19 protein-coding genes are annotated in these 21,432 nt (G+C 28.7%); 11 read left to right on the top strand and 8 right to left on the bottom strand.

Annotated features, from left to right (window positions below; all coding sequences use genetic code 11):
- Positions 1-163: helix-turn-helix domain-containing protein (locus tag H612_RS10465; protein WP_156882775.1), on the bottom strand; the 163-nt coding region annotated here is incomplete at its 3' end.
- 55 nt (positions 164-218) lie between these two features.
- Here H612_RS10465 and H612_RS0101550 point away from each other — a divergent pair.
- Both H612_RS0101550 and H612_RS0101545 read left to right on the top strand, forming a co-directional pair.
- Entirely contained in the window at positions 219-929 is a 711-nt protein-coding gene (locus H612_RS0101550; protein WP_027129862.1) for a hypothetical protein, read from the top strand.
- 491 nt (positions 930-1,420) lie between these two features.
- Complete coding sequence (locus H612_RS0101545) at positions 1,421-4,339, top strand: YSIRK-type signal peptide-containing protein (protein WP_027129861.1); 2,919 nt, start codon at positions 1,421-1,423, stop codon at positions 4,337-4,339.
- Positions 4,340-4,538: 199 nt separating this feature from the next.
- Here the strand turns inward: H612_RS0101545 and H612_RS0101540 are convergent, their stop codons facing one another.
- Positions 4,539-5,273 carry an HAD family hydrolase gene (locus H612_RS0101540; RefSeq protein WP_027129860.1) on the bottom strand — a complete coding sequence of 245 codons (735 nt, stop codon included), beginning with the start codon at positions 5,271-5,273 and terminating at the stop codon, positions 4,539-4,541.
- Between the two features lie 223 nt (positions 5,274-5,496).
- Positions 5,497-7,188, bottom strand: coding sequence for a M3 family oligoendopeptidase (locus tag H612_RS0101535; protein ID WP_027129859.1), 1,692 nt, complete (start codon positions 7,186-7,188; stop codon positions 5,497-5,499).
- A 262-nt stretch (positions 7,189-7,450) separates the two neighbouring features.
- Between H612_RS0101535 and def the strand changes: the two genes are divergently transcribed.
- A complete protein-coding gene (def, locus tag H612_RS0101530; RefSeq protein WP_027129858.1) occupies positions 7,451-8,005 on the top strand; it encodes a peptide deformylase in 555 nt (184 codons plus the stop codon).
- A 212-nt stretch (positions 8,006-8,217) separates the two neighbouring features.
- A complete protein-coding gene (locus H612_RS0101525) occupies positions 8,218-8,661 on the top strand; it encodes a YehR family lipoprotein (RefSeq protein WP_027129857.1) in 444 nt (147 codons plus the stop codon).
- Between the two features lie 108 nt (positions 8,662-8,769).
- Here the strand turns inward: H612_RS0101525 and prfB are convergent, their stop codons facing one another.
- Positions 8,770-9,879, bottom strand: a complete 1,110-nt coding sequence (gene prfB, locus H612_RS0101520; RefSeq protein WP_027129856.1) for a peptide chain release factor 2 — start codon at positions 9,877-9,879, stop codon at positions 8,770-8,772.
- Between the two features lie 315 nt (positions 9,880-10,194).
- Complete coding sequence (locus H612_RS0101515) at positions 10,195-10,593, bottom strand: MerR family transcriptional regulator (RefSeq protein WP_027129855.1); 399 nt, start codon at positions 10,591-10,593, stop codon at positions 10,195-10,197.
- Positions 10,594-10,719: 126 nt separating this feature from the next.
- Here H612_RS0101515 and H612_RS0101510 point away from each other — a divergent pair, with 126 nt between their 5' ends.
- Both H612_RS0101510 and H612_RS0101505 read left to right on the top strand, forming a co-directional pair.
- Positions 10,720-11,310, top strand: coding sequence for a flavodoxin family protein (locus tag H612_RS0101510; RefSeq protein WP_051210084.1), 591 nt, complete (start codon positions 10,720-10,722; stop codon positions 11,308-11,310).
- A gap of 20 nt (positions 11,311-11,330) precedes the next feature.
- A complete protein-coding gene (locus tag H612_RS0101505) occupies positions 11,331-12,320 on the top strand; it encodes an alpha/beta hydrolase (protein ID WP_035500120.1) in 990 nt (329 codons plus the stop codon).
- Positions 12,321-12,696: 376 nt separating this feature from the next.
- Here H612_RS0101505 and H612_RS0101500 read toward each other — a convergent pair whose 3' ends face one another.
- Positions 12,697-13,137, bottom strand: a complete 441-nt coding sequence (locus tag H612_RS0101500; protein ID WP_027129852.1) for a DUF1307 domain-containing protein — start codon at positions 13,135-13,137, stop codon at positions 12,697-12,699.
- 201 nt (positions 13,138-13,338) lie between these two features.
- Positions 13,339-13,803, bottom strand: coding sequence for a DUF1307 domain-containing protein (locus H612_RS0101495; RefSeq protein WP_027129851.1), 465 nt, complete (start codon positions 13,801-13,803; stop codon positions 13,339-13,341).
- A 298-nt stretch (positions 13,804-14,101) separates the two neighbouring features.
- Between H612_RS0101495 and hrcA the strand changes: the two genes are divergently transcribed.
- From hrcA to dnaJ, 4 genes are all read left to right on the top strand, one after another.
- Positions 14,102-15,115 (top strand): heat-inducible transcriptional repressor HrcA, encoded by a 1,014-nt coding sequence (gene hrcA, locus H612_RS0101490; RefSeq protein WP_027129850.1) that lies wholly within the window; start codon positions 14,102-14,104, stop codon positions 15,113-15,115.
- A gap of 13 nt (positions 15,116-15,128) precedes the next feature.
- Positions 15,129-15,698 (top strand): nucleotide exchange factor GrpE, encoded by a 570-nt coding sequence (grpE, locus tag H612_RS0101485; protein WP_027129849.1) that lies wholly within the window; start codon positions 15,129-15,131, stop codon positions 15,696-15,698.
- A 134-nt stretch (positions 15,699-15,832) separates the two neighbouring features.
- Complete coding sequence (gene dnaK / locus H612_RS0101480) at positions 15,833-17,656, top strand: molecular chaperone DnaK (protein ID WP_027129848.1); 1,824 nt, start codon at positions 15,833-15,835, stop codon at positions 17,654-17,656.
- A gap of 80 nt (positions 17,657-17,736) precedes the next feature.
- A complete protein-coding gene (gene dnaJ, locus H612_RS0101475) occupies positions 17,737-18,891 on the top strand; it encodes a molecular chaperone DnaJ (protein ID WP_027129847.1) in 1,155 nt (384 codons plus the stop codon).
- A 200-nt stretch (positions 18,892-19,091) separates the two neighbouring features.
- Here the strand turns inward: dnaJ and H612_RS0101470 are convergent, their stop codons facing one another.
- Entirely contained in the window at positions 19,092-20,003 is a 912-nt protein-coding gene (locus H612_RS0101470) for a LysR family transcriptional regulator (protein WP_027129846.1), read from the bottom strand.
- A 238-nt stretch (positions 20,004-20,241) separates the two neighbouring features.
- Between H612_RS0101470 and H612_RS0101465 the strand changes: the two genes are divergently transcribed.
- On the top strand, positions 20,242-21,432 hold the full coding sequence (locus H612_RS0101465; protein ID WP_027129845.1) for a M20 family metallopeptidase: 1,191 nt from the start codon (positions 20,242-20,244) through the stop codon (positions 21,430-21,432).

Below are 21,432 nucleotides of genomic sequence, written 5' to 3'. Positions count from 1 at the left end.
CTTCTTCTGAAGTATAAGTTCCATCTTTACATCTCTTTATTTCTCGTGATATTGTTGATACATTTACTCCTATTTTCTTAGCTATTTTTCTCATAGAGTAGCCTTCTTCAAGTAATATTTCTATATTATTTCTTTGTTTTATGGTAAGATATTTATAACTCATATATGAACCTCCGTGATGTTTTTGTCGTTATTAACATTTTACACGATTGTTCTTTATGAGTCTTTTTTTATGTCTTACTGTTGCACTTTATTTTACAACTTATCATATTCAAAAAATAAATAGTGATTTAGATTTTTCTACTGATTGGAGAAAAGATTTATCGAAAATAGCAGGAAAAAGCAGATTAACCTTAAAAGATGCATATATAGTGAGATCTAAATTGAGATTTGTAAAACATGAGGGGAATTTAAAGCCAGATACGTTTAAAGATATTACGAATAAAATGATTGATTATATTGAAGGAATAAAAGCAGAAGCGATGCTGTCAGATAATCAAGCAAATATGATAAGATTGTTTTGTAGGTATTTATTAAAAATTCACTGGGAAAATAGAAATATAATGGCACCGAGAACAATATTTTCAAAAATAAGATTGTTGTGCATGAAAGATAAAAAATATGGAAGAGAATTTAATAAAGAGTATGATAGGTTAATGAAAAATAAAAATAAAGAAAATGACGAAATAAAAAATGAAAATATTGAAGAACAAGTAGAGAAATTAAAAACAGATGTAGTTACATTAAAAGAAAAGAGTAAAAAAGTTCGTGAATGGAATCCCCTAGCAGTGTTATTAGTTTTCTTAGCAGTATTAGTAGCGTTTTTGAAGGTTATAAAATACTTTAATTTAGTACAAGATTGGAAAGATGTAGTAGTGCTAATATTAGTAAGTGTATTTTCATTGTTAATTTATATAAATAGAGATTAATTTTTAAAAGAAAGAATTATCAATTCTAGAAAGTTTGAATATTTGTCTATCTATGAGTTCTTTTGGTAGATATACTTCAAGAGAGGGATTTGTTAAAATTTCATTGATGTATCGTCTTCTAAAAAATTTATTACAAAGACATAGAAAAAATATATGTTTTTATGAAAAATATTGTATAATTTATTATAACAAAAAATAATCATAAAATTTTTAAATTTAAAGCAATCTTCAAAGATTATATATATTCTTCAAAAATCTTTGAAGTTATAACAACTTAATGACAAAATTTAACAAAAAATGAGTATGTATTTAGAAATTATTTTAAATCACATACGCATTTTTTTATAATAAGACAATTTAAAAGAGAAATAATTTAAGTTTACAACGTATTTTTTAGCAATGATGAAATGAAAACCTTTTTATAGTATAATTATTTTAGAAGAAATTGTTATATACAATATTATTAAAAGAAATAGATAAAGGAGATAATTATGGTAAAATATGATCAAAAGTTTTCAATAAGAAAGGTTTCAGTTGGGGCAGCAAGTATTGTAATAGGATTGGCAGCTGGTGGAGCAATAGCCTATGCTAACGAAATTGATGTTAAAGATATTCCAATGGTTGTGCATGAAACAAGAAATTCAGAAATCGAAAAAAATAATGTGTTGGGTAATGAAGTAAAACCTAAATTAGAGAGCAGTTTAGAAAAACCAATGTCACCAGGATCAAACAAAAATGCTGAAGAAGTAACTAAACCAACAGCAAATAAGGAAGAACTAAATACGGCAATAGAGAAATCTAATAAAGAAAATATGATTTTTTTAAAGAAAGATGAAATAAGAAAAAGAGCTTATTCTATTTATAATTCTCAAAAATATATTGAAAAACTAGAAAATGCAAATACACTTGAAGAATTGGAAAAGATATCTTTAGATTTAGAAAAAGATATTTTTTTAGAAAACTTGCATAACATACCACAAAATAAAGCTGATGAATTAAGGGTTAAAACGGAAAAAATTACAGCTAAGGGAGAGTTGGAGAGACTTAAAGTTGTTTATGAAGAAGAGAGCAATATTGAAAGGGAACGTTCAAATTTAAAAAATTATATAAGCAGTAAATTAAATGATATCAACGAAGAAAGAAGGGATTTTTACTTTAAAAAAATAGATTCCATTAATACAAGCGATGTGTTAGAAAGAATAAAAGAAGAAGTAAAATTAGAAAATAGAGAGAATCAAAATTCTAGAATAGAGCGTGAAAAATTAAATATTTCTAATATTATGGAATATGTAGAAGTGCTTTCTATCGAACAAAAAGAGTATATAAAAAAGGAAATGGAATATTTGTATACAGAGGAATACAAAGATAAAGCAATAGAGAAGCAAGATAAAAATAATACAATATCACCTAACAAAACAACACGCGATAAAGTACAATACTCTATAGGAGATACGAATCTTGAGAGCTTCATATTAACAAAAATACACTATTTATCAATATTAAATGAACATCCATATTTTGAAAAAGAAGATTTTGCAAATTTAAGAGAGAAAATCTTAAAAGCTAAATACAATTCTAGGGAAGAAAGTTTATATGATAATAAAGTTAAGGTTAATAAATTTTTTGAGACTAAACAATTAAGTAGATTAGAAGACGATGAAAAAGAAATCTTAAAAAATAAAATTTTAAAATTGGAAAGTGCTGAATATAATAGAGGTTTTAGAGATTTATATTATCAAGAAGATTACATAAATTCGTTGGACTTTAATAAATTTTTGAGCACTGAAGAGATAGAAAAGTATCGTAAAAAATTGTTGGCAGCTAACAACATAGAAGAGATAAAAAATGAAATAAATTTATTGAAAACTCAAAAAAGTTTGGAAATAATAAAAAGAGGTTTGTCTGAAAAAGAAAAAGATCAGATAGAAAAAATAGCAAAAGTAGATTCGATAGGTGGATTGTTATTAGCAGAAGAATATAAAAAAATTAATTCTTACAAAAATATAACTCAAGAAGATAAAAATTTTTTTAAATCACAAGTAAAATATATCCCAAGTAGTTCAAACTATTTAAGTAAAAGAATACCAGAAGTAAGGGAGCCTATTGATATACTCGATAAACTTTATACTTTAGCATCAATTCCTCAAGATATAAAAGAAGAGTTACGAAAGGAGATTTTGAGAGGAGTAATAATTAAAAAACATTCAATTACCTCAAAGGATATAGAAGATTATAATAAATATTATGCTAGAAAAATCAAGATAGCTAATCCTAATTTAAGTGAAGAAACTAGAAAATATTTAAGTGATAAATTAGAAAATTTTAAAAAAGAAATAGATATTAGGGTAGAACGTAGTGCTAAGACTGATAGAAAAAATGATCTAACAATTACAAGAATGCTTCCTGATATATTAGGTATACAAATAAGAGCATTGGAGAAATTATTTGACTACAAGCACATTCCACAATATAAAAAATTGATCTATGAAAAAGAGATTATTTCTAGTGAAGATTTGCAAGAGATAAATAATTTAATGGCTATGAATAGAGCTTTGGAAGAAATGCTAGATATCAAAAATCATAATATTTCGAATTCAAAAGAAGATGATAACATAGGAAAAACGATTATAGAATTGGAAAATAATGATCCAACTGAAAAGGAAAAAGAAAATTTAGAGACTTTAATTAGAAAAAAAGATTCAAAAATAGAAAAAGATTTTAAAGAAGATGTTCCAGTTGATAAAAAAGATAAATTGAATTTAATGACTAATTTAACGGATAATATAGTAAATAATAAGTCGTCAGGTAATGAGATTTACAAAGAAAATTCAAAAGAAGAAAATGAAGTTTCAATAGTGACAATCTCTAAAAATTTAGATGACAGAGAAATAGTGGTGGCCTATAATAAAAATTCTTTAGACGTTGATGGTCTTTACTTAGAAAAAATTGAAGATAAATCTATAGCTAAGTTAGTTGTAGATAAATTAGGGAAAACTTATAAGGTACTAGAAGTATTCGAAATGCATTTTGAAAAAGGTAATAGGGAGATTGAGTCTAATATTTTAAGAACGGTTAGTATTACTTTAGTAGAAAATGATGGAGAAGTAGAAATATATCACATTACGAAAAATAGAGAATTAGAGAAGATAACTAGCGAAAAAATAGGGGATAAAGTATATTTTACAACAAATCACTTTAGTAAGTTCACTTTGGTTCAAAATAATAAGAAAGTACATGATCTATCAGCTGTGGTGGGGATTGGGATTAACCAAACACAATCATCTTCAACAATAAGTGTTAATAAAAATCAACTTCCTAAAGCAGGGGAAATGACGTCATCCTTAGCTGGATTGTCAACACTAACATTATTAGTGGCTCTTCTTCTTGTTAATAGAAAAAATGTCAATTAAATTTATATTGTTATAAATAAGATAAGTGTTACTATATTTCATTAGAAAAAATAATATTTGCTTATAACTGCGAAATAGTTGTGAAGAGAAGTAGCTCATTAATTAAAGTAATAAAAGCTTGAGAGATTTTATCTCTCAAGCTTTTAAATTGTTAATTAAAAAATACGCTTTGAAAAATAAGGATGGTAGTTAATTTTCCTTAAACTTCAACTATCTCTACATCAGCATGTGTTTTGTATATTACATCTTTACGTTCGATTAAGATAGTAGCTTTTTGTGCTAGTTCCCTGTTTTCTTTTATTTTGCTAAGTAATTCACGACTTGGATTCATAGCGACAGGATTACCAACACGTCTTAACATATTATAATCTCCATTGGTATCTCCATAAGCGTAAGATTTTTCTAGGTCAATGTTGTATTCTTCAATTAATTTATCAATCATTTTATTTTTACTTTCAGCATCCCACATAGGAATGACTTCACCAGTAAATTTATTATCTTTCATTATGTATTTGCTACCTACAGCTAAAAATGCGTGGTGTTTTTTTCCCATAGCTTCGACTAGATAATCTGGACTTCCAGAAATAAAGATTATTAAATGACCTTCTTTTTTATGCTTTTCTATAATATTTCGGGTAAATTTATATACACGATCTGCTTTTAATTTCATAACTTGTTCTGTAGCAAAATCAATATACTTTTTGTGGAGTCCAGTTATTGCTTGAACATATGCTTCTGAAACATCAAATAAGTAGTTATCATAATCTTCAAAACGTTTATCCCAGTTTATATATGTATCCTTAACACCATTTACCCAATAGCGTTCATCAACAACTTCGTATTTTATTAGTTTTTTAAAATGTTCTGTCATAAGAGAATCTCGATAAAGTGTTCCATCAATATCGAAAAAAGCTGCTATTTTTTTATTGTTCATATTTTACCTCCTAACTATTCAAGAGTTATCCAAAGCTTTCTCCCATTATTTTATTTAGAGTTAATGATTGATAGAATAAATTTTCTATCTTAGTAAATCATTATAATTAATATTTCTTAAATTAAACTTAAGGGGTTGACCCAGAAGTAAAAAAGTATATTGTAATGAGTTTATGATTAAATCATTGTTTCTACTTTTAGGTCAGCCCCTAAATCATTTAATTTTAAAATTTTGTTGCATCCACTGAGTCAATATATTTTTTAATTTCAGGAATGATATGAGAGATTGTTCCGTCTTGGAATGGATTTTCTAGGTTTGCTTCTTTAACCAGTTCTAAGAATGGTTTAGTTCCACCAAGTTTGCATAGATGAAGATATTCAGTCCACGCTTTTTCTCTATTGTCATTTGCTTTTTTCCAGAATTGAAATGCACATACTTGAGCTAGAGTATAGTCTATATAATAAAATGGTGAGCTGAATAGGTGTCCTTGGCGATAGAAGAATAGTCCTTCGTTAAGTTCTGGAATATCTTCGTAGTAACGTGAAGGAAGATATTTTTTCTCAACTTCTAACCATTTTTGACGTCGTTCAAGTGGAGTAAGTTCTGGATTTTCGTATACCTCATGTTGGAATTCATCAACAGTAACTCCATAAGGTAGGAATTTTAGTGAACCTATGATGTGATAGTACTTGAATTTTTCTGTATCTTCTTTGAAGAAGAGATTCATCCAAGGCCACGTTAAAAATTCCATACTCATTGAGTGAATTTCACATGCTTCATAAGTAGGCCAAACGTAGTCAGGCATTAGATTTCTACTTTGATAGACTTGGAAAGCATGTCCTGCTTCATGAGTCAGCACCTCAGCATCATGAGGAGTGCCATTGAAGTTTGCGAAGATAAATGGAGCTTTGTAATTAGCTAAAAATGTACAATAACCACCACCAGCTTTTCCAGGTTTAGTATCAAGATCTAATAAATTATTATTTGTCATAAAATTAAAGAATTCATCAGTTTCTGGTGATAATTCTTTGTACATAGTTTTTGCACTCTCTACTAAATAATCACGATCTCCTTTTGGAGTTGGGTTTCCAGATTTAAAGTTTACACCTTCGTCATGGAAAGAAAGATTAGTTAAACCAAGACGTTTAGCTTGTGCTAATTTTAATTCTTCAACTAAAGGTACTACTTCTTCTAAAATTTGTTTTCTGTAATTGGCTACATCTTTTGCATTATAATCTGTTCTACGTAAACGAAGATAAGCTACTTCAACAAAATTTTTAAATCCAAGTTTTTTAGCGATACGAGTACGAACTTTAACCATACGATCATATATACTGTCATATTGTTCCAAATTATCTTTAAAGAACTTGGCAACAGCTTGTGATGCTTTAAGTCGTGTATCACGATTTTCATCTTGAACATATTTAGCAATACCACTTAGATTTCTATCTTCACCATCAAACGGAATTTTTGCACTTGAAGTTAATTTAGTATATTCAGATACAAGTTTATTTTCTTCTTTTAAGTCCTCAATAATTTCGTCGCTGAATACTTTTAAAGTAGTTTCGATTAAATTGAAATAATGTTCGCCGATTTCTTTTTTTAATTCTTCTTTGAACTTAGAATTAAATATAGCTTTATCAATTTTACTTAGTAAAGAAGTTAATTCAGGAGAAAATTCATCCCAAAATTCTCTTTCCGCTTCATAAAATTTATCAGTAGTATCAACGGTATGTCTAATTTCAACTAAAGTACTCATAGTCTCTAGTTCATTTCTAAGTTCATTGTATTCATTAAATATTTCTAAAGTTTGTGACGTACTAGTAGCTTCTTTTATACGTTTTTCAATACTAAGGAATTTAGTTTTTGCTTCCTCAACATTAGGTCTTATATATTTATAATTTTCAAATGTCATAAAAATCCTCCCAAAATTCATTTATAAAATTTGTTAATATAAATATGATAACATGAAAAGAGAAAAAATACAAAACCAAATTTCAGAAAATTAAACTCCAAAGAGTGAAAATTATTAAAGAAAAGGTATAATATAAACTTAAAGTAGAAAGAGCTAATTAGTTATTTTTAATATATCCCCTTTGACATTCTTTTGTATTTATGGAATAATTAAAGGTGGAAGTATTTTACGTTTTTATAAAAAATAATAAAGGAGAAGAAATTTGATTACTACAAAAAATATAATAATAGATCCACATGAGACTTTGCGTGCACGTGCTAAAGAAGTGCAAAGTCCAATTTCGGATGAAGACAAAGAAATTTTGAGAAGTTTATTAGAATATGTTATAGCCTCACAGGACGATGAGTTAGCAGAAAAAGAAGGGTTAAAACCAGGAATTGGTTTAGCAGCACCACAAATTAATGTATCAAAACGCATGATAGCTGTTCATATTCCTGATGAAGAAAATCCAGAAAAAACAATTTCATATGCCTTATATAATCCTAAAATAATCTCTAATTCAGTAGCAAAATGTTATTTAGCAAGTGGAGAAGGATGTTTATCTGTTGAAGAGGAAAAGAAAGGCTATGTTCCAAGATATTCTAAAATAAAAGTAGTAGGGTATAATGAACACGATGAAAAAATTACTTTATCTTTAACAGGTCTTCCAGCAATTTGTTTTCAACATGAGATTGATCATTTAAATGGAATTATGTTCTACGATCATATTAACAAGGAAAACCCATTTGACGTGCCAGAAGATTACGAAAAATTATAATTAGTTATTTTGTGTAATTAATTGAAATACTAAAAGACAACTGAAAGAAATTAAATTTTTAAAATCATAATTATTTTGTTAAGAATAATTATGATTTTTTATTTATATATTTTAATAATATATTATCTTAACTATTATAACATCATATATCGTTAAATTCGTGAAAATATGTTATACTAAAAAAATAAAAATAAATTATAAAGGAGTATATTATGAAAAAAATGATTACTATTTTATCTGCGTTTTTGCTTATATTTTTAGCAGGGTGTTCTTCAAAAGAAGAAAGCAAAACTTTTGTAAAAACTCAACGTGGGGTAAAGATGGAATTAACATATTATTACAAAGGTGATAAGGTTACTAAACAAACTGCTAATAACATGATGTCATATTCAGAATTGGGTGTAAAAAGAGAACAATTAGAAAAAATATTAGAACCTACGATTAAGAGATATCAGGGTATCCAAGGACTAGAAGAAACTGTAGATTTTCAAGAAGATAAAGCTGTAGAAAAATTAACAGTTGATTATACTAAAGCGAAAATAAGTGAACTTAAAGACGTTCCAGGAATAACTATTTTTGGAAGTGATGGAGATGCTATTAGTTTCAAAAAATCAAAAGAAATACTTAAATCTGATGGATTTACTGAGAAAAAATAAAATGATAGTAGGCTAAAGAGAAATTGAAATATCCTCCAAAACTTATCTAGGCTTTGGAGGACATTTTAAAATTTAAATCAATCTATGCTTATTTTTTATTCTAATATATTATTTTTCTTGCATATAATAATGAAGATATGCATCAATAAAGTCAATTATTTCTCCGTCCATGACTTTATCTACAGTGGATACCTCATAGTTGGTTCTATGATCTTTAACCATTGTATATGGAGTGAAAACATAAGAACGAATTTGAGATCCCCATCCTATATCTTTTTGTTCTCCTCTTATAGAAGCAAGTTCTTTTTCTTTTTCTTCTAGTTCAAGTTGATGTAATTTTGACTTTAGGTTCTTCATAGCAGAATCTTTATTTTTTATTTGACTGCGTTCTGCTTGAGATTGTACCACGATACCAGTAGGAAGATGGGTGATTCTAACTGCAGAATCGGTAGTGTTAATATGTTGACCACCTGCACCTTGAGCACGATAAGTGTCGATTTTTAAATCTTCGGTATTGATTTCTATATCAATTTCATCTTCAGAAAATTCAGGTATAACGTCTATTGAACAAAAAGAAGTGTGTCTTTTTCCAGAAGGATCAAATGGAGAAATGCGAACAACACGGTGAACTCCTTTTTCACCTTTTAATAATCCATATGCATAATTACCTTCGATTTTTATAGTGGCAGATTTTGCACCAGTTATATCTCCAGACTGATAATTTAAATAACTATAATTAAGACCTTGTTTTGTAAAAAATCTTTCATACATTCTAAGCATAAGCTCTGCCCAGTCTGTAGCATCAGTGCCACCAGCTCCTGCATGAATTTCCAGTATTGCGGTATTGTTGTCGTATTCTTCAGCAAACAGTAGTCTAAAACTAAAGTCTTCAACACTTTGTTTTAAATTTTGGACGGTATCTATCAAGTCTTCATATATTTCTTCATCATCTTCATCACGAAGGAATTCTATCATTTCATAAGAATGTTCAAGATAATAGATCATATCCGAAAATTCATCTAGTTCTTTTTTTATACTTTTTGATTCAGTAACTAGAGCACTTGCTTTCTCACTATCATTCCAAAAATTAGGCTCAAGCATCATATTTTCAATTTCAGCAACTTGCTCTTCTTTTTGTTCAATCTTTAGTGAAGTTTTAAATTCTGTTATTTTTTTTTCAATTTCTTCTAAATCTTTTCTTAGTTCTATAAGTTCCAAACTTATCACCTCTTTGTACTTTCGCTTATTTATTATACAAGAATTAAGAGTAATATACAAGATATTAATTAAATAGAGCAATGTTTTCGAGTGAATAAAGTTATGGTAGATACTGAGTATTTAATTTCAAGAGTTTTTGTTAACTGTTGATAAATTTGAATAAATTTATTTAGAAGCAGGTTTTATTTTAAAAGTTTAAAAAATTTTAATGTAAAAACAAGTTGTTATTTTTATGTTGCTATAATTATAGTAGTTATTTGTATATAAAAGTTAGTTTTATATACAAATAAAATAGTTGGTTTAGACAGTGATAATTCAATTTTTTTTAGCAATTAGATTGCTATGATAAGGGATTTTTTCAGCTATAACTTGAGAGTAGTAGCAATTTTTTTTGTCAATATATTCAATAGCTTCAATAAGTTCTTGTTGACGTCTAAGTAATTCTTCTTTTTTTTGTTTAAGAATAATTTGACGTTTTGGAATTGTACTTTTTCCTTGCAAACATAGTGCAAGATATTCTCGTATTTCGTTAATACTCATTCCACAATGTTTTAATGCTTTAAGACTTTTTATCCAAGAAATATCATGATCATCGAAGATACGATAATTATTTTTATCACGTTTTACATTAGGGATAAGTTGTTGGTTGCAATAAAATTTTAAGGTATCGTATGAGATATCACATTTTTGACACGTTTCTTTCATGTAATACATATATTTTTCTCCTGAAAATAAAATTTTTTTAAAAATACTTGCACGGGTGTTATACCCATCTTGTATAATAATTATATCGAAAGTGATATAACTATACAAGTATTTTTGCAGAAAGGAAATTTTAATATGAAAAAAATAATGATAGCAGTTATTATTTTGTTGTTAACAGTAGTTTTAATTGTAAAGGTACAACAAAATAATAAAACAAATACATCAATATCACAAATATCGCAGGATAAAAAGGAGGTATTACAGTTGAAAACAAAAACAGTGTTTATTAATGGTAGTCAGCATGTAGGAAATACTGTTCGTATGGGTAATGAATTATTAGAAAATGTTCCTCATGATCAATTAAATTTAATAGATTATAAGATTGGTTTTCTTGGACAAAATCTTTCAGATGATGAATTTTCAACATTTATAGAAACAATAAAACAAGCTGATACATTAGTAATAGGGACCCCAGTTTATTGGCATTCAATGAGTGCAACTTTGAAAAATTTTATAGAACGCTCATCAGAACTTACAAGAGATAATCCATTGCGAGGAAAAAAATTATATTTCTTTATGCAAGGGGCTAATCCAACAGAAATATCAAAAGAATCTACTGTTTATATTATAGAAAGATTTGCAAATCAATTAGGGTTAGAATTAAGAGCTACAGCGACTGACAATACAGAATTGGAAAAAATGAAAACAAAATTAGAATCAGAATAAAGGAAAAGAGGAAATAAACAATGAATAATAAATTTGGTTTGGTTTATGATAATGCATTAACAGAAAATAAAAAAGGGGAAGTAAATATACATGCTGTAAAATATATGAGTAGAGGTGTGACTATTGCAGCTAATGTGTATACACCTGCAAATTATGATGAAAAAAAATTATATCCAGCGGTAACAGTTGCACATCCTAATGGAGGAGTTAAAGAACAAGTAGCAGGAATGTTTGCTCAAAAACTTGCTGAAAACGGTTTCATTACTATTGCAGCTGATGCTGCATATCAAGGAGAAAGTACTGGTGAACCACGAAATACAGATTATCCAGAAAATCGTATTGAGGATATTCAAGCAATGGCAGATTACTTAACTACCTTTTCAGGGGTAGATGGACAAAGAATTGGAGCACTAGGAATTTGTGGTGGAGGTGGCTATACTATAGCTGCGGCATCACGTGATAAAAGGTTCAAAGCAGTAGCAACAATTAGTATGTTTAATTCGGGGAGAGTACGTCGCAACGGATTTCTTGATACACAACTTGATAGCATACAAGAACGTCTTCAACAAGCAAGTAATGCAAGGGTGAAACGTTTAGAAACAGGAGAGATTAATTATATAGGTCAGTATTTAGCAGAGCAAGTACATTTTACAACAGAACAATTAGAACAAATTCCAGCAGGATTATATCGTGAAGGAACAGAGTATTATGCAGATAAATATTATCATCCAAATTCACAAAGTTGGTACACTGCAGAAAGTTTACAATATCTAATGTCTTTTGATGCTGAAGATCGTGTTGATTTTATCACTCAGCCATTACTAATGATTGCTGGAAAGGATGCAGATACTCGTTATATGACAGAGGCTGTATTTGAAAAAGCTATAAATACAATACAAAAAGAATTATTTTTAATTGAGGGTGCCAGTCATATTCAAACGTATTGGAAAGAGCCGTATGTAACGCAAGAAGCTAAAAAAGTAGTAGAATTTTTTGGAAAATATTTATAAAATAGTCACAACTAGAATTTTAGATAGAATTATTTTAAGGGAATAATTTTGTTAGTATATGTACACAATTAATAGAATAACGTTATTCAAGAAAGATTTTTTATAATAAAAGCAATCATAAAGAAATAATAATAATTATAAAAATGTTATATAAAAATTTAATATTTAAAGAATCGTATAATATTTGTTTTTTATACTTTTATTAAAAAATCAAGTATTAGTAATAATAAATCAAAAAAAAATTAATGATATAAATTCTAATTTTACCGACAATAGAATTTATTGGGAATAGAGTTTGCACATATAATACTTTTGGTTCATTTTATAATAAAAAGATTAGAGTCAAATGTCTCTAATCTTTTTATTATAATTTTAGTTATTTTTTCTCTTTTGCTCCAGCTTCAGTTAATCTTTTTTCAATATAACTAAGTTTTTTCTCTTCATCAAAAGATGATGCTGTAAGTCCTAATTTTTCCTTATCTTTGTCATAATCAATTTTTGTATAATCTATTTCCATTTTAATGATTGCTTTTTCGTCTTTTTCTTCAACATCATAAGTAACTCCTTGAATATTTTCACGTTGCATATTGATGGAGCTTCTAATGGATTCTATAGCAGATTTCGGATCAGTTCCGAGATCACTAATTGTGGAAACACTAGATAATTTATTAACAGTATCTCCTTTATAGTGGATAGTTATTTCAAATTCTTGTTGACCTACTTTATTAGTATAAACTTTTGTTTTTTCACTTGAACAAGCAGTAAGTACAAAAACAGCGATAAATAAAATACTACACAGTTTTAATATTTTTTTCATAACCATAGTTCCTTTCAATAAAATTTTAGTTTGTTAACGTATTATAGCATAAAATAAATTTTAAACAAAGTAAATAGAGTATATAATTTTGTTGTTAGGATGCTATGTTATCATTTGAAATAGTTTTTGATAAATGTATATGTCCATTTTAATTTATTATAGAAAAAAGCTAGATAAAATTAGTATCTAGCTTTGTTTTATTTAATTTTTCTCTTGTGCACCACTATCAGCCAGTTTCTTCTCAATATAACTTAGTTTTTTTTCTTCATCAAAAGATGATGCAGTAAGTTTTAATTTTTCTTTATCTTTATCGTAATCAATTTTTGTATAATCTAATTCTTTTTTAAGTACTATCTTTCCATCTTTTTCTTCAGCATCATAAGTAAGTCCTTGGATTTTTTCGGATTCGCTAACAAGAGATTTCTTTATAAGATCTAGTGAAAATTTAGTGTTATCACCAAGATCATTAAGAGTGTAGGTACTGGTTATTTTGTTAACAGTATCTCCTTTGTAATAGATGGTTACCTCATTTTCTTGTTGACCTATTTTTTCAGTATAAACTTTTGTTTTTTCTACCGTTTCCGTTTCTGTTTTCTTATTTGTACAGGCAGTAAGTATAAAAATAGAAACAAATAAAATACCACATAGTTTTAATATTTTTTTCATAACCACGGTTCCTTTCGATAAATTTTAAACGAATCTAAAGTATATTAAAATATTGTAACATAAAATATATTTTAATAAAAGTTATATAAGTATGTTGATTTGTCATATTTATCATTCAATAATATTATCGATGATTTTAAAAGTATAAAAAATAATTTTTTGAATTGAAAGTCAAAAAAAGTCAAAAAATATTAAAAAAGTATTGACTTTTTTTGACCAAAATGATATTATAAATAATGTGATTAGCACTTGGAAGACTAGAGTGCTAAAATCACAACTTGAAGATAGGTGATGTAATATGTTAATAGAAAGACAAGTACTTATTCTTCAATCTATAGTAGAAAATTTTATAACTACTAATCAACCTATTGGTTCCAAACAATTAGCACAAACTATTGATTTTAGTTCAGCAACTATAAGAAATGATATGAGCAGATTGGAAAAAGAAGGGTTGATAAAAAAAACTCATATTTCTTCTGGAAGAGTTCCTTCAGAAAAAGGCTATCGTTACTATGTTGATTACATAAAAAAAGATTACGAATTATCAAGTAACGAAAATGAAAAGTTAAAGGAGCTTATGAGTGATAAATATATTTCAGAGGATAACTTTTTAGAAAAAAATGCTATAATTCTATCTGATTTAACTGAGTGTACAGCAGTTATATTAGCGCCAACAAAAACTGATAGAAGAATAAATAAAATAGAAGTTATACTCTTAAGTAGTAGAAGTATTTTAGTTATACTAATAACTAGTATTGGAGAAGTTTTCCAACAAAATTATAAACTTGATGCTGATTTTAGCAATGAGGATATAATGGAGGTAAATAAACTTTTACAAAGTTATTTCTATGATGTAGATATGGCAACAGCTCATGTAATTATTCATGGTGAACTTGAGAAATATTTGAAAACGAGAGTTAATAACTATGATATGATAGTTGTGGCATTAAATAGATTACTTCAGAATAAAATTAAAAAAACTGTAGCATTGGGAGGTAAGTATAATTTACTAAAACAACCTGATATAGATAATGTAGAAAAGTTAAAAGAAGTAGTATCACTCTTAGAAGATGACAAGATAGTTGAACTCTTAGATAGCAACGTAGAAGAAAATAATTCAGATACTTGTATAAAAATAGGAAAAGAATTGGAACTCGGTAGCACTGATGATCTTTCATTAGTATCCAGTAAATATAATACATCAAAGGGTCAAGGTGTAATTGCTGTTTTTGGACCTAAGAGAATGGACTATTCAAAAATTATGGCACTTATAACATGTGTCAGAGATAACTTAAATAATAACTTAAAATAAGTAGGAGGTAGAGATGACTACTGAAGAGAGAAATGAAAATCTACAAGAAGAATTAGTAGAAGAAACTACGGAAGAAGTAACAATGGAAGAAGTTGAAGAAGTCATTGAAGAAAAAACAGCTGAGCAGTTACTTCAAGAAAAAATAGAAAAATTAGAAGAAGATGTAAAAAGTTCGGAAGATAAGTATTTAAGACTTTATGCGGAATTTGAAAACTTTAAGCGTCGTAAAAATCAAGAAATTGAAACTAATAATGTATATAAAAGTCAAAAAGTTATTACGGAAATTTTGCCAAGTTTAGATAATCTTGAACGTGCATTGCAAGTGGAAAGTGATAATGAGGAAGTAAAATCACTTCTTAAAGGCGTAGAGATGGTCTATGAAGGATTACAAAATGTTTTGAAAACAGAAGGTGTAGAGTTAGTTGAAACTGATAATGTTCAGTTTGACCCTAACTTCCACCATGCAGTGATGCAAGGTGAAGATAGTGAAAAAGAAAGTGGTATGATTTTGGATACTTTCCAAAAAGGATATAAACTAAAAGATAGAGTAATTAGACCAGCAATGGTTAAGGTTAATCAATGATGGTATTATAGATAAAATTTTACTACTATCTATCAAAATAAATTAATTATGAAGTAAAGGATTTGTTAGAGTAGTTTGCTATTTTAACAAACAAACTTGAAATTTTAGAAAAATAGAATATGGAGGACAAATATATGTCAAAAATTATTGGTATAGACTTAGGAACAACTTATAGTGCAGTAGCAGTGTTAGAGGGAGGGGAAGCAAAAATTATTCCTAACCCAGAAGGTAATAGAACTACTCCATCGGTGGTAGCATTTAAAGGTGATGAAATTCAAGTAGGAGAGGTAGCAAAACGTCAAGCAATCACTAACCCTAATACAGTAATTTCTATTAAACGTCATATGGGAACTGATTATAAAGAAGAAGTAAATGGTAAAAAATACTCTCCTCAAGAAATTTCAGCTATGATTTTACAAAATTTAAAAGCAACAGCTGAAAGTTATCTTGGAGAAAAAGTATCAAAAGCAGTAATAACGGTACCAGCTTACTTTAACGATGCTCAGCGTCAAGCTACAAAAGATGCAGGGAAGATTGCAGGATTAGAAGTAGAAAGAATTATTAATGAACCAACTGCTGCGGCTTTAGCTTATGGTTTAGACAAAACTGATATTGATCAAAAAGTATTAGTATTTGACTTGGGTGGTGGTACTTTTGACGTTTCTATCTTAGAATTAGGTGATGGAGTATTTGAAGTATTAGCTACATCAGGTGATAACTTACTTGGAGGAGATGATTTTGACCAAGCAATTATCGATTATTTAGTAGCAGAATTTAAAAAAGATCAAGGAATTGATTTAGCGACTGATAAAATGGCAATGCAACGTTTGAAAGATGCAGCAGAAAAAGCTAAAAAAGATTTATCTGGTGTAACTTCAACTCAAATTTCATTACCGTTCATCTCTGCTGGAGCAAACGGACCAGTTCACTTAGAAAACACATTAACTCGTGCTAAATTTGATGAATTAACTCGCCACTTAGTAGAAAAAACTTTAGTACCAACTCGTCAGGCACTTAGTGATGCGGGACTTAATCCAAGTGAAATAGATCAAGTAATTCTAGTAGGAGGATCGACTCGTATTCCAGCTGTTCAAGAAGCGATTAAAAAAGAAATGGGGAAAGAGCCTCATAAAGGTGTTAATCCAGATGAAGTAGTAGCTATGGGTGCTGCCATTCAAGGTGGAGTAATAACAGGTGATGTTAAGGATGTTGTTTTATTGGATGTAACACCATTGTCACTTGGTATCGAAACTATGGGATCAGTTATGACAGTATTAATTCCAAGAAATACTACTATCCCAACCTCAAAATCACAAGTATTCTCTACAGCAGCTGATAATCAACCAGCAGTAGATATCCATGTACTACAAGGTGAAAGACCGATGGCAACAGATAATAAAACTCTTGGAAGATTCCAACTTTCTGATATACCACCAGCACCACGAGGAGTACCTCAAATCGAAGTTACATTTGATATTGACAAAAATGGTATCGTAAATGTTACAGCAAAAGATTTAGGAACACAAAAACAACAAAAAATTACTATTGAATCTAGTAGTTCATTAAGTGATGCAGATATTGATAGAATGGTTAAAGAAGCAGAGGCAAATGCAGATGCTGATGCTAAACGTAAAGAAGAAGCGGATGTACGTAATGAAGCAGATCAACTTTCATTCCAAGCAGATAAAGCTGTAGAAGAAGCTGAAGGAAAAGTAGACCAAGCACTAATTGATACAATCAAAACAAAAAATGACACTCTAAAAGAAGCTATTAAAAATAATAACTTTGAAGAAATTAAAGCAGCTAAAGATGAATTAAATAAAGCTGTTCAAGAAATGACAATGAAACTTTATGAACAGGCAAATGCTGCAGCAAATCAAGCAGGAGCAAACTCAGAAACTACATCTGATAAAAAGGATGATGATACAATTGATGCAGACTTTACAGAGAAAAAATAATAAACTATAAATTTATAAAGAAGGGAGCTGGACTTAGGTTCTGCTCCCTCATTTGAAATTTTGAAAAAAAGAGGTAGAAAATGGCTAAAAGAGATTATTATGAAGTGCTCGGACTTAGTAAAGGTGCGAGTGCAGCAGAAATAAAAAAAGCGTATCGTAAGCTATCAAAACAGTATCACCCAGATATAAATAAAGAAGAGGGTGCTGAAGAAAAATTTAAAGAAATAACAGAAGCCTATGAAGTTCTTAGTGATGACAATAAAAAAGCTCAATATGATCAATTTGGTCATGCAGCATTTGGAAATGGTGCAGGAGGTCAAGGTGGTTTTGGAGGGGGCTTTGGAGGCTTTTCAGGTGGTTTTGGTGACTTTGATGATTTAGGAGATATATTCTCAAGTTTCTTTGGTGGAGCAGGAGGAAGAAGAAATCCTAATGCACCACGTCAAGGTGAAGATTTATTGCACAGAATGCATATTTCTTTTGAAGAATCAGTATTTGGTACTAAGAAAACTATTAAATTACGTAAAGATGTAGAATGTGATCACTGTCACGGAAGTGGTGCAAAAGACTCATCATCGGTAACTACCTGTCACAGATGTAATGGTAGTGGACAAGAAGCAGTCGTTCAAGATACACCATTTGGAAGAATACAAAGTCAAAGAACATGTTCGGAATGTAACGGACGTGGCAAAATAATTAAAGAAAAGTGTGCTCACTGTTTTGGAAAAGGTTATAATAATCGTGAAGTTGAGTACGAAGTAGAAATTCCAGAAGGAATTAGTTCAGGACAACGTGTTCGTCTCCAAGGAAAAGGTGGTGCTGGCGAGAACGGTGGACCAGCTGGAGATTTATTTATTGAAGTGATTGTAGCAGAAGATAGTTACTTCCATAGAGAAGATGATGATATCTATACAGAATTAGAGTTATCACCAGCCCAAGCAGCACTTGGAACAAAAATAGATGTTCGTACGTTAACTGGAGAAATAGAACTTAATGTTCCAGCAGGTACGCAACATGGAAGACGTTTTAGATTATCTGGTAAGGGTGTAAAAAATGTAATGGGATATGGTCATGGAGATCACTATATTGTAGTTTCTATAAAAGTACCGAAGAATCTTTCGACAAAAGAAAGAGAATTATACATAGAACTTGCTAAGCTGAAAAATGAAAAAATAGAAGAAGACGAAAGTTTCTTTGATAAAGTAAAAAGAAATGCAAAAGATTTATTTGAATAGTAAAAAAACTCGGATTAAGATATTTAGTCCGAGTTTTTTTATAGATAGTATTAATGTAAAAATAAATTTTTAACATGAGTAGTGAATATATTAAAAAATAATATAGGATTTTATGAAATATTTTAGTTTAAATTTGCTAATATTTAAAACTAAGAAAATTTGTTCAGATAATTTTATTTGTAATTAAATTTCAGATAAAATTATTTTCTTTTTAGAGTACACAAAATTGTGTTAAGAAGATTATTTACTGCACGAGGTAATATTTCATTTTTTCTATATATGACTACATACTCTGCTTTTATATCCCTCTTGTTAAAACTATATATATTACATTTTTCATCAATATAATCATCAATAATAGCTTCTGGAATAAATGTAGCTCCCATAGAAGTTTTTGAAAAATTGACAGCAGTTGGTATGGTACTTGTTGTGAGAATTGTATTTAATTCCAAATTATTTTTTTCAAAAAATTGCTTTATAGTTTTTCCTATACCATATTCTAAAGGAGTGAGAATCATTGGTTCACTACTAAGAAGAGAATAGTCTTTAGTAAATTTTGTTATTCCACTGGATTTAGGAGAGAATAGATTACTTTTATTATGAACGTGAAGGTACATGTTTTCATTAAAAATGATATTATAAGAAAGTGAATCATTAAAGATTGGACTCATACCTATAACCAAATCAAGTTGATGATTAAGGAGCATTTCTTCAGAAATATTTTGATTTTTTTCTACTAGTTCAATAATAATATCTGGATTATTTTTATTAAATTCTGGTATTACTTTGTACAAAAAAGATGTTGCAAGAGCAGAGTTAATTCCAAGTTTTATTTTTCCTTTTTTTTCCATTTTTATAAATTCCAGCTCATTTATCATTTTTCGCTCTATTTTATTTAATTCACTAAGATAATGGTAGTAACGCTCACCAGCAAAAGTTAAATTTATTTCAGATGTATTTCTGTTAAAAATTTTTATTCCTAAATTGGTTTCTATATTTTTTATTGTTTTACTCAAATATGGCTGAGAAATATACAATTCGTTTGCAGCTTTGGATATATTTTTGTGTTTAAGCACTGCATTTATGTAATTTAATATAGTTTCGTATTCCATGATTTTCCTCTTTCATAATCTATTAGTTATATTTTTTGAAAAATTTGTTATAGCTAAGCCGAAGTAAATATTTTATAACATAATTTTAATAATATAAAAATTTGTCATTTGGTATAATTATTTTTAATATTATATAACTATTTTGTTATAAAAAAAATTTATAAATGAATTTTACATTATTTTGGAGAAAAAGTAAAATAAAAGTGTGATAAATATTATATAAGGAGAATAGTTTATAATGGATTTATTAGAAAAAGCGTTCGACATAATAGAAAGTAAAGAAGCTAGAATGATAGAGATTAGACGTTATTTACATGAAAATCCTGAGTTGTCTTTTTATGAAACTGAAACTTCCAAGTTTATAAAAGATTTTTATAACAAAAAAGATTGTGTAGTTTCTAACATAGGAGAGGGATATGGAATCGTTGTAGATATAAAGGGAGGAAAACCTGGTAAGAATATAGCTATAAGAGCGGATTTTGATGCACTTCCTATAAAAGAAGAAACAAATTTATCTTTTAAATCTAAAAATGATGGAGTAATGCATGCATGTGGTCATGATGCACATACTGCATACATGTTAGTTTTAGCGGAAACTTTGATAGAATTAAAAGATGAAATCGAGGGTGATATTAGGATAATCCATCAACCTGCAGAAGAAGTGCCACCGGGGGGAGCGAAATCTATGATAGAAGCAGGTTGTTTAGATGGAATAGATGCAGTGATAGGGATTCATGTTATGAGTACTATGGAAACTGGAGAAATTCAGTATAGGGCTGGAAATGTTCAAACGGGTAGAGCAAATTTCAGAGTAACTATAAAAGGAAAAGGTGGACATGGTTCTATGCCACATTTGGCTAATGACGCAATAGTAGGAGCAGCAAATTTTGTTACAGCTATCCAAACAATAGTTAGTAGAAGGGTTAATCCTTTTGATACAGCGGTAGTAACGATAGGTTCTTTTGATGGGAAGGGTTCAGCTAATGTTATAAAAGAAAGTGTTGTGCTTGAGGGTGATGTTAGAATTATGAATGAGAATTTAAGGGAACTTGTAAGAGATGAATTTGAAAGAATTTTACGAGGGATTTCTGAAACTTATAACCTTGAATATAACCTTGAATATTTAGATGATTATCCAGTTTTATTTAACGATTATGCTCTTACAGAAAAAGTGGTGGGTTATTTGGTAAGATCCGGTATTAAAGAAGTAACAAGTATTATAGAGTGTCCACAACAAACACCATCAGAAGATTTTGCATACTATGCACAGGTGAAACCAAGTTGTTTTTTCTACGTTGGTGCACATGAAAAAGGCACAACAATGTATCCTCATCACAACCCTAAATTTAATATCGATGAGAAATCTATGATTATTTCGGCAAAATCTATGGCAGCAGTGGTAATAAATTATCTTAGTAAGGAGAAATAA

Origin of the sequence: Gemella cuniculi DSM 15828 (assembly GCF_000425665.1) — a bacterium.
GTDB classification, from domain to species: Bacteria; Bacillota; Bacilli; order Staphylococcales; family Gemellaceae; genus Gemella; species Gemella cuniculi.
This window is presented reverse-complemented; position numbering and strand designations above follow the sequence as displayed.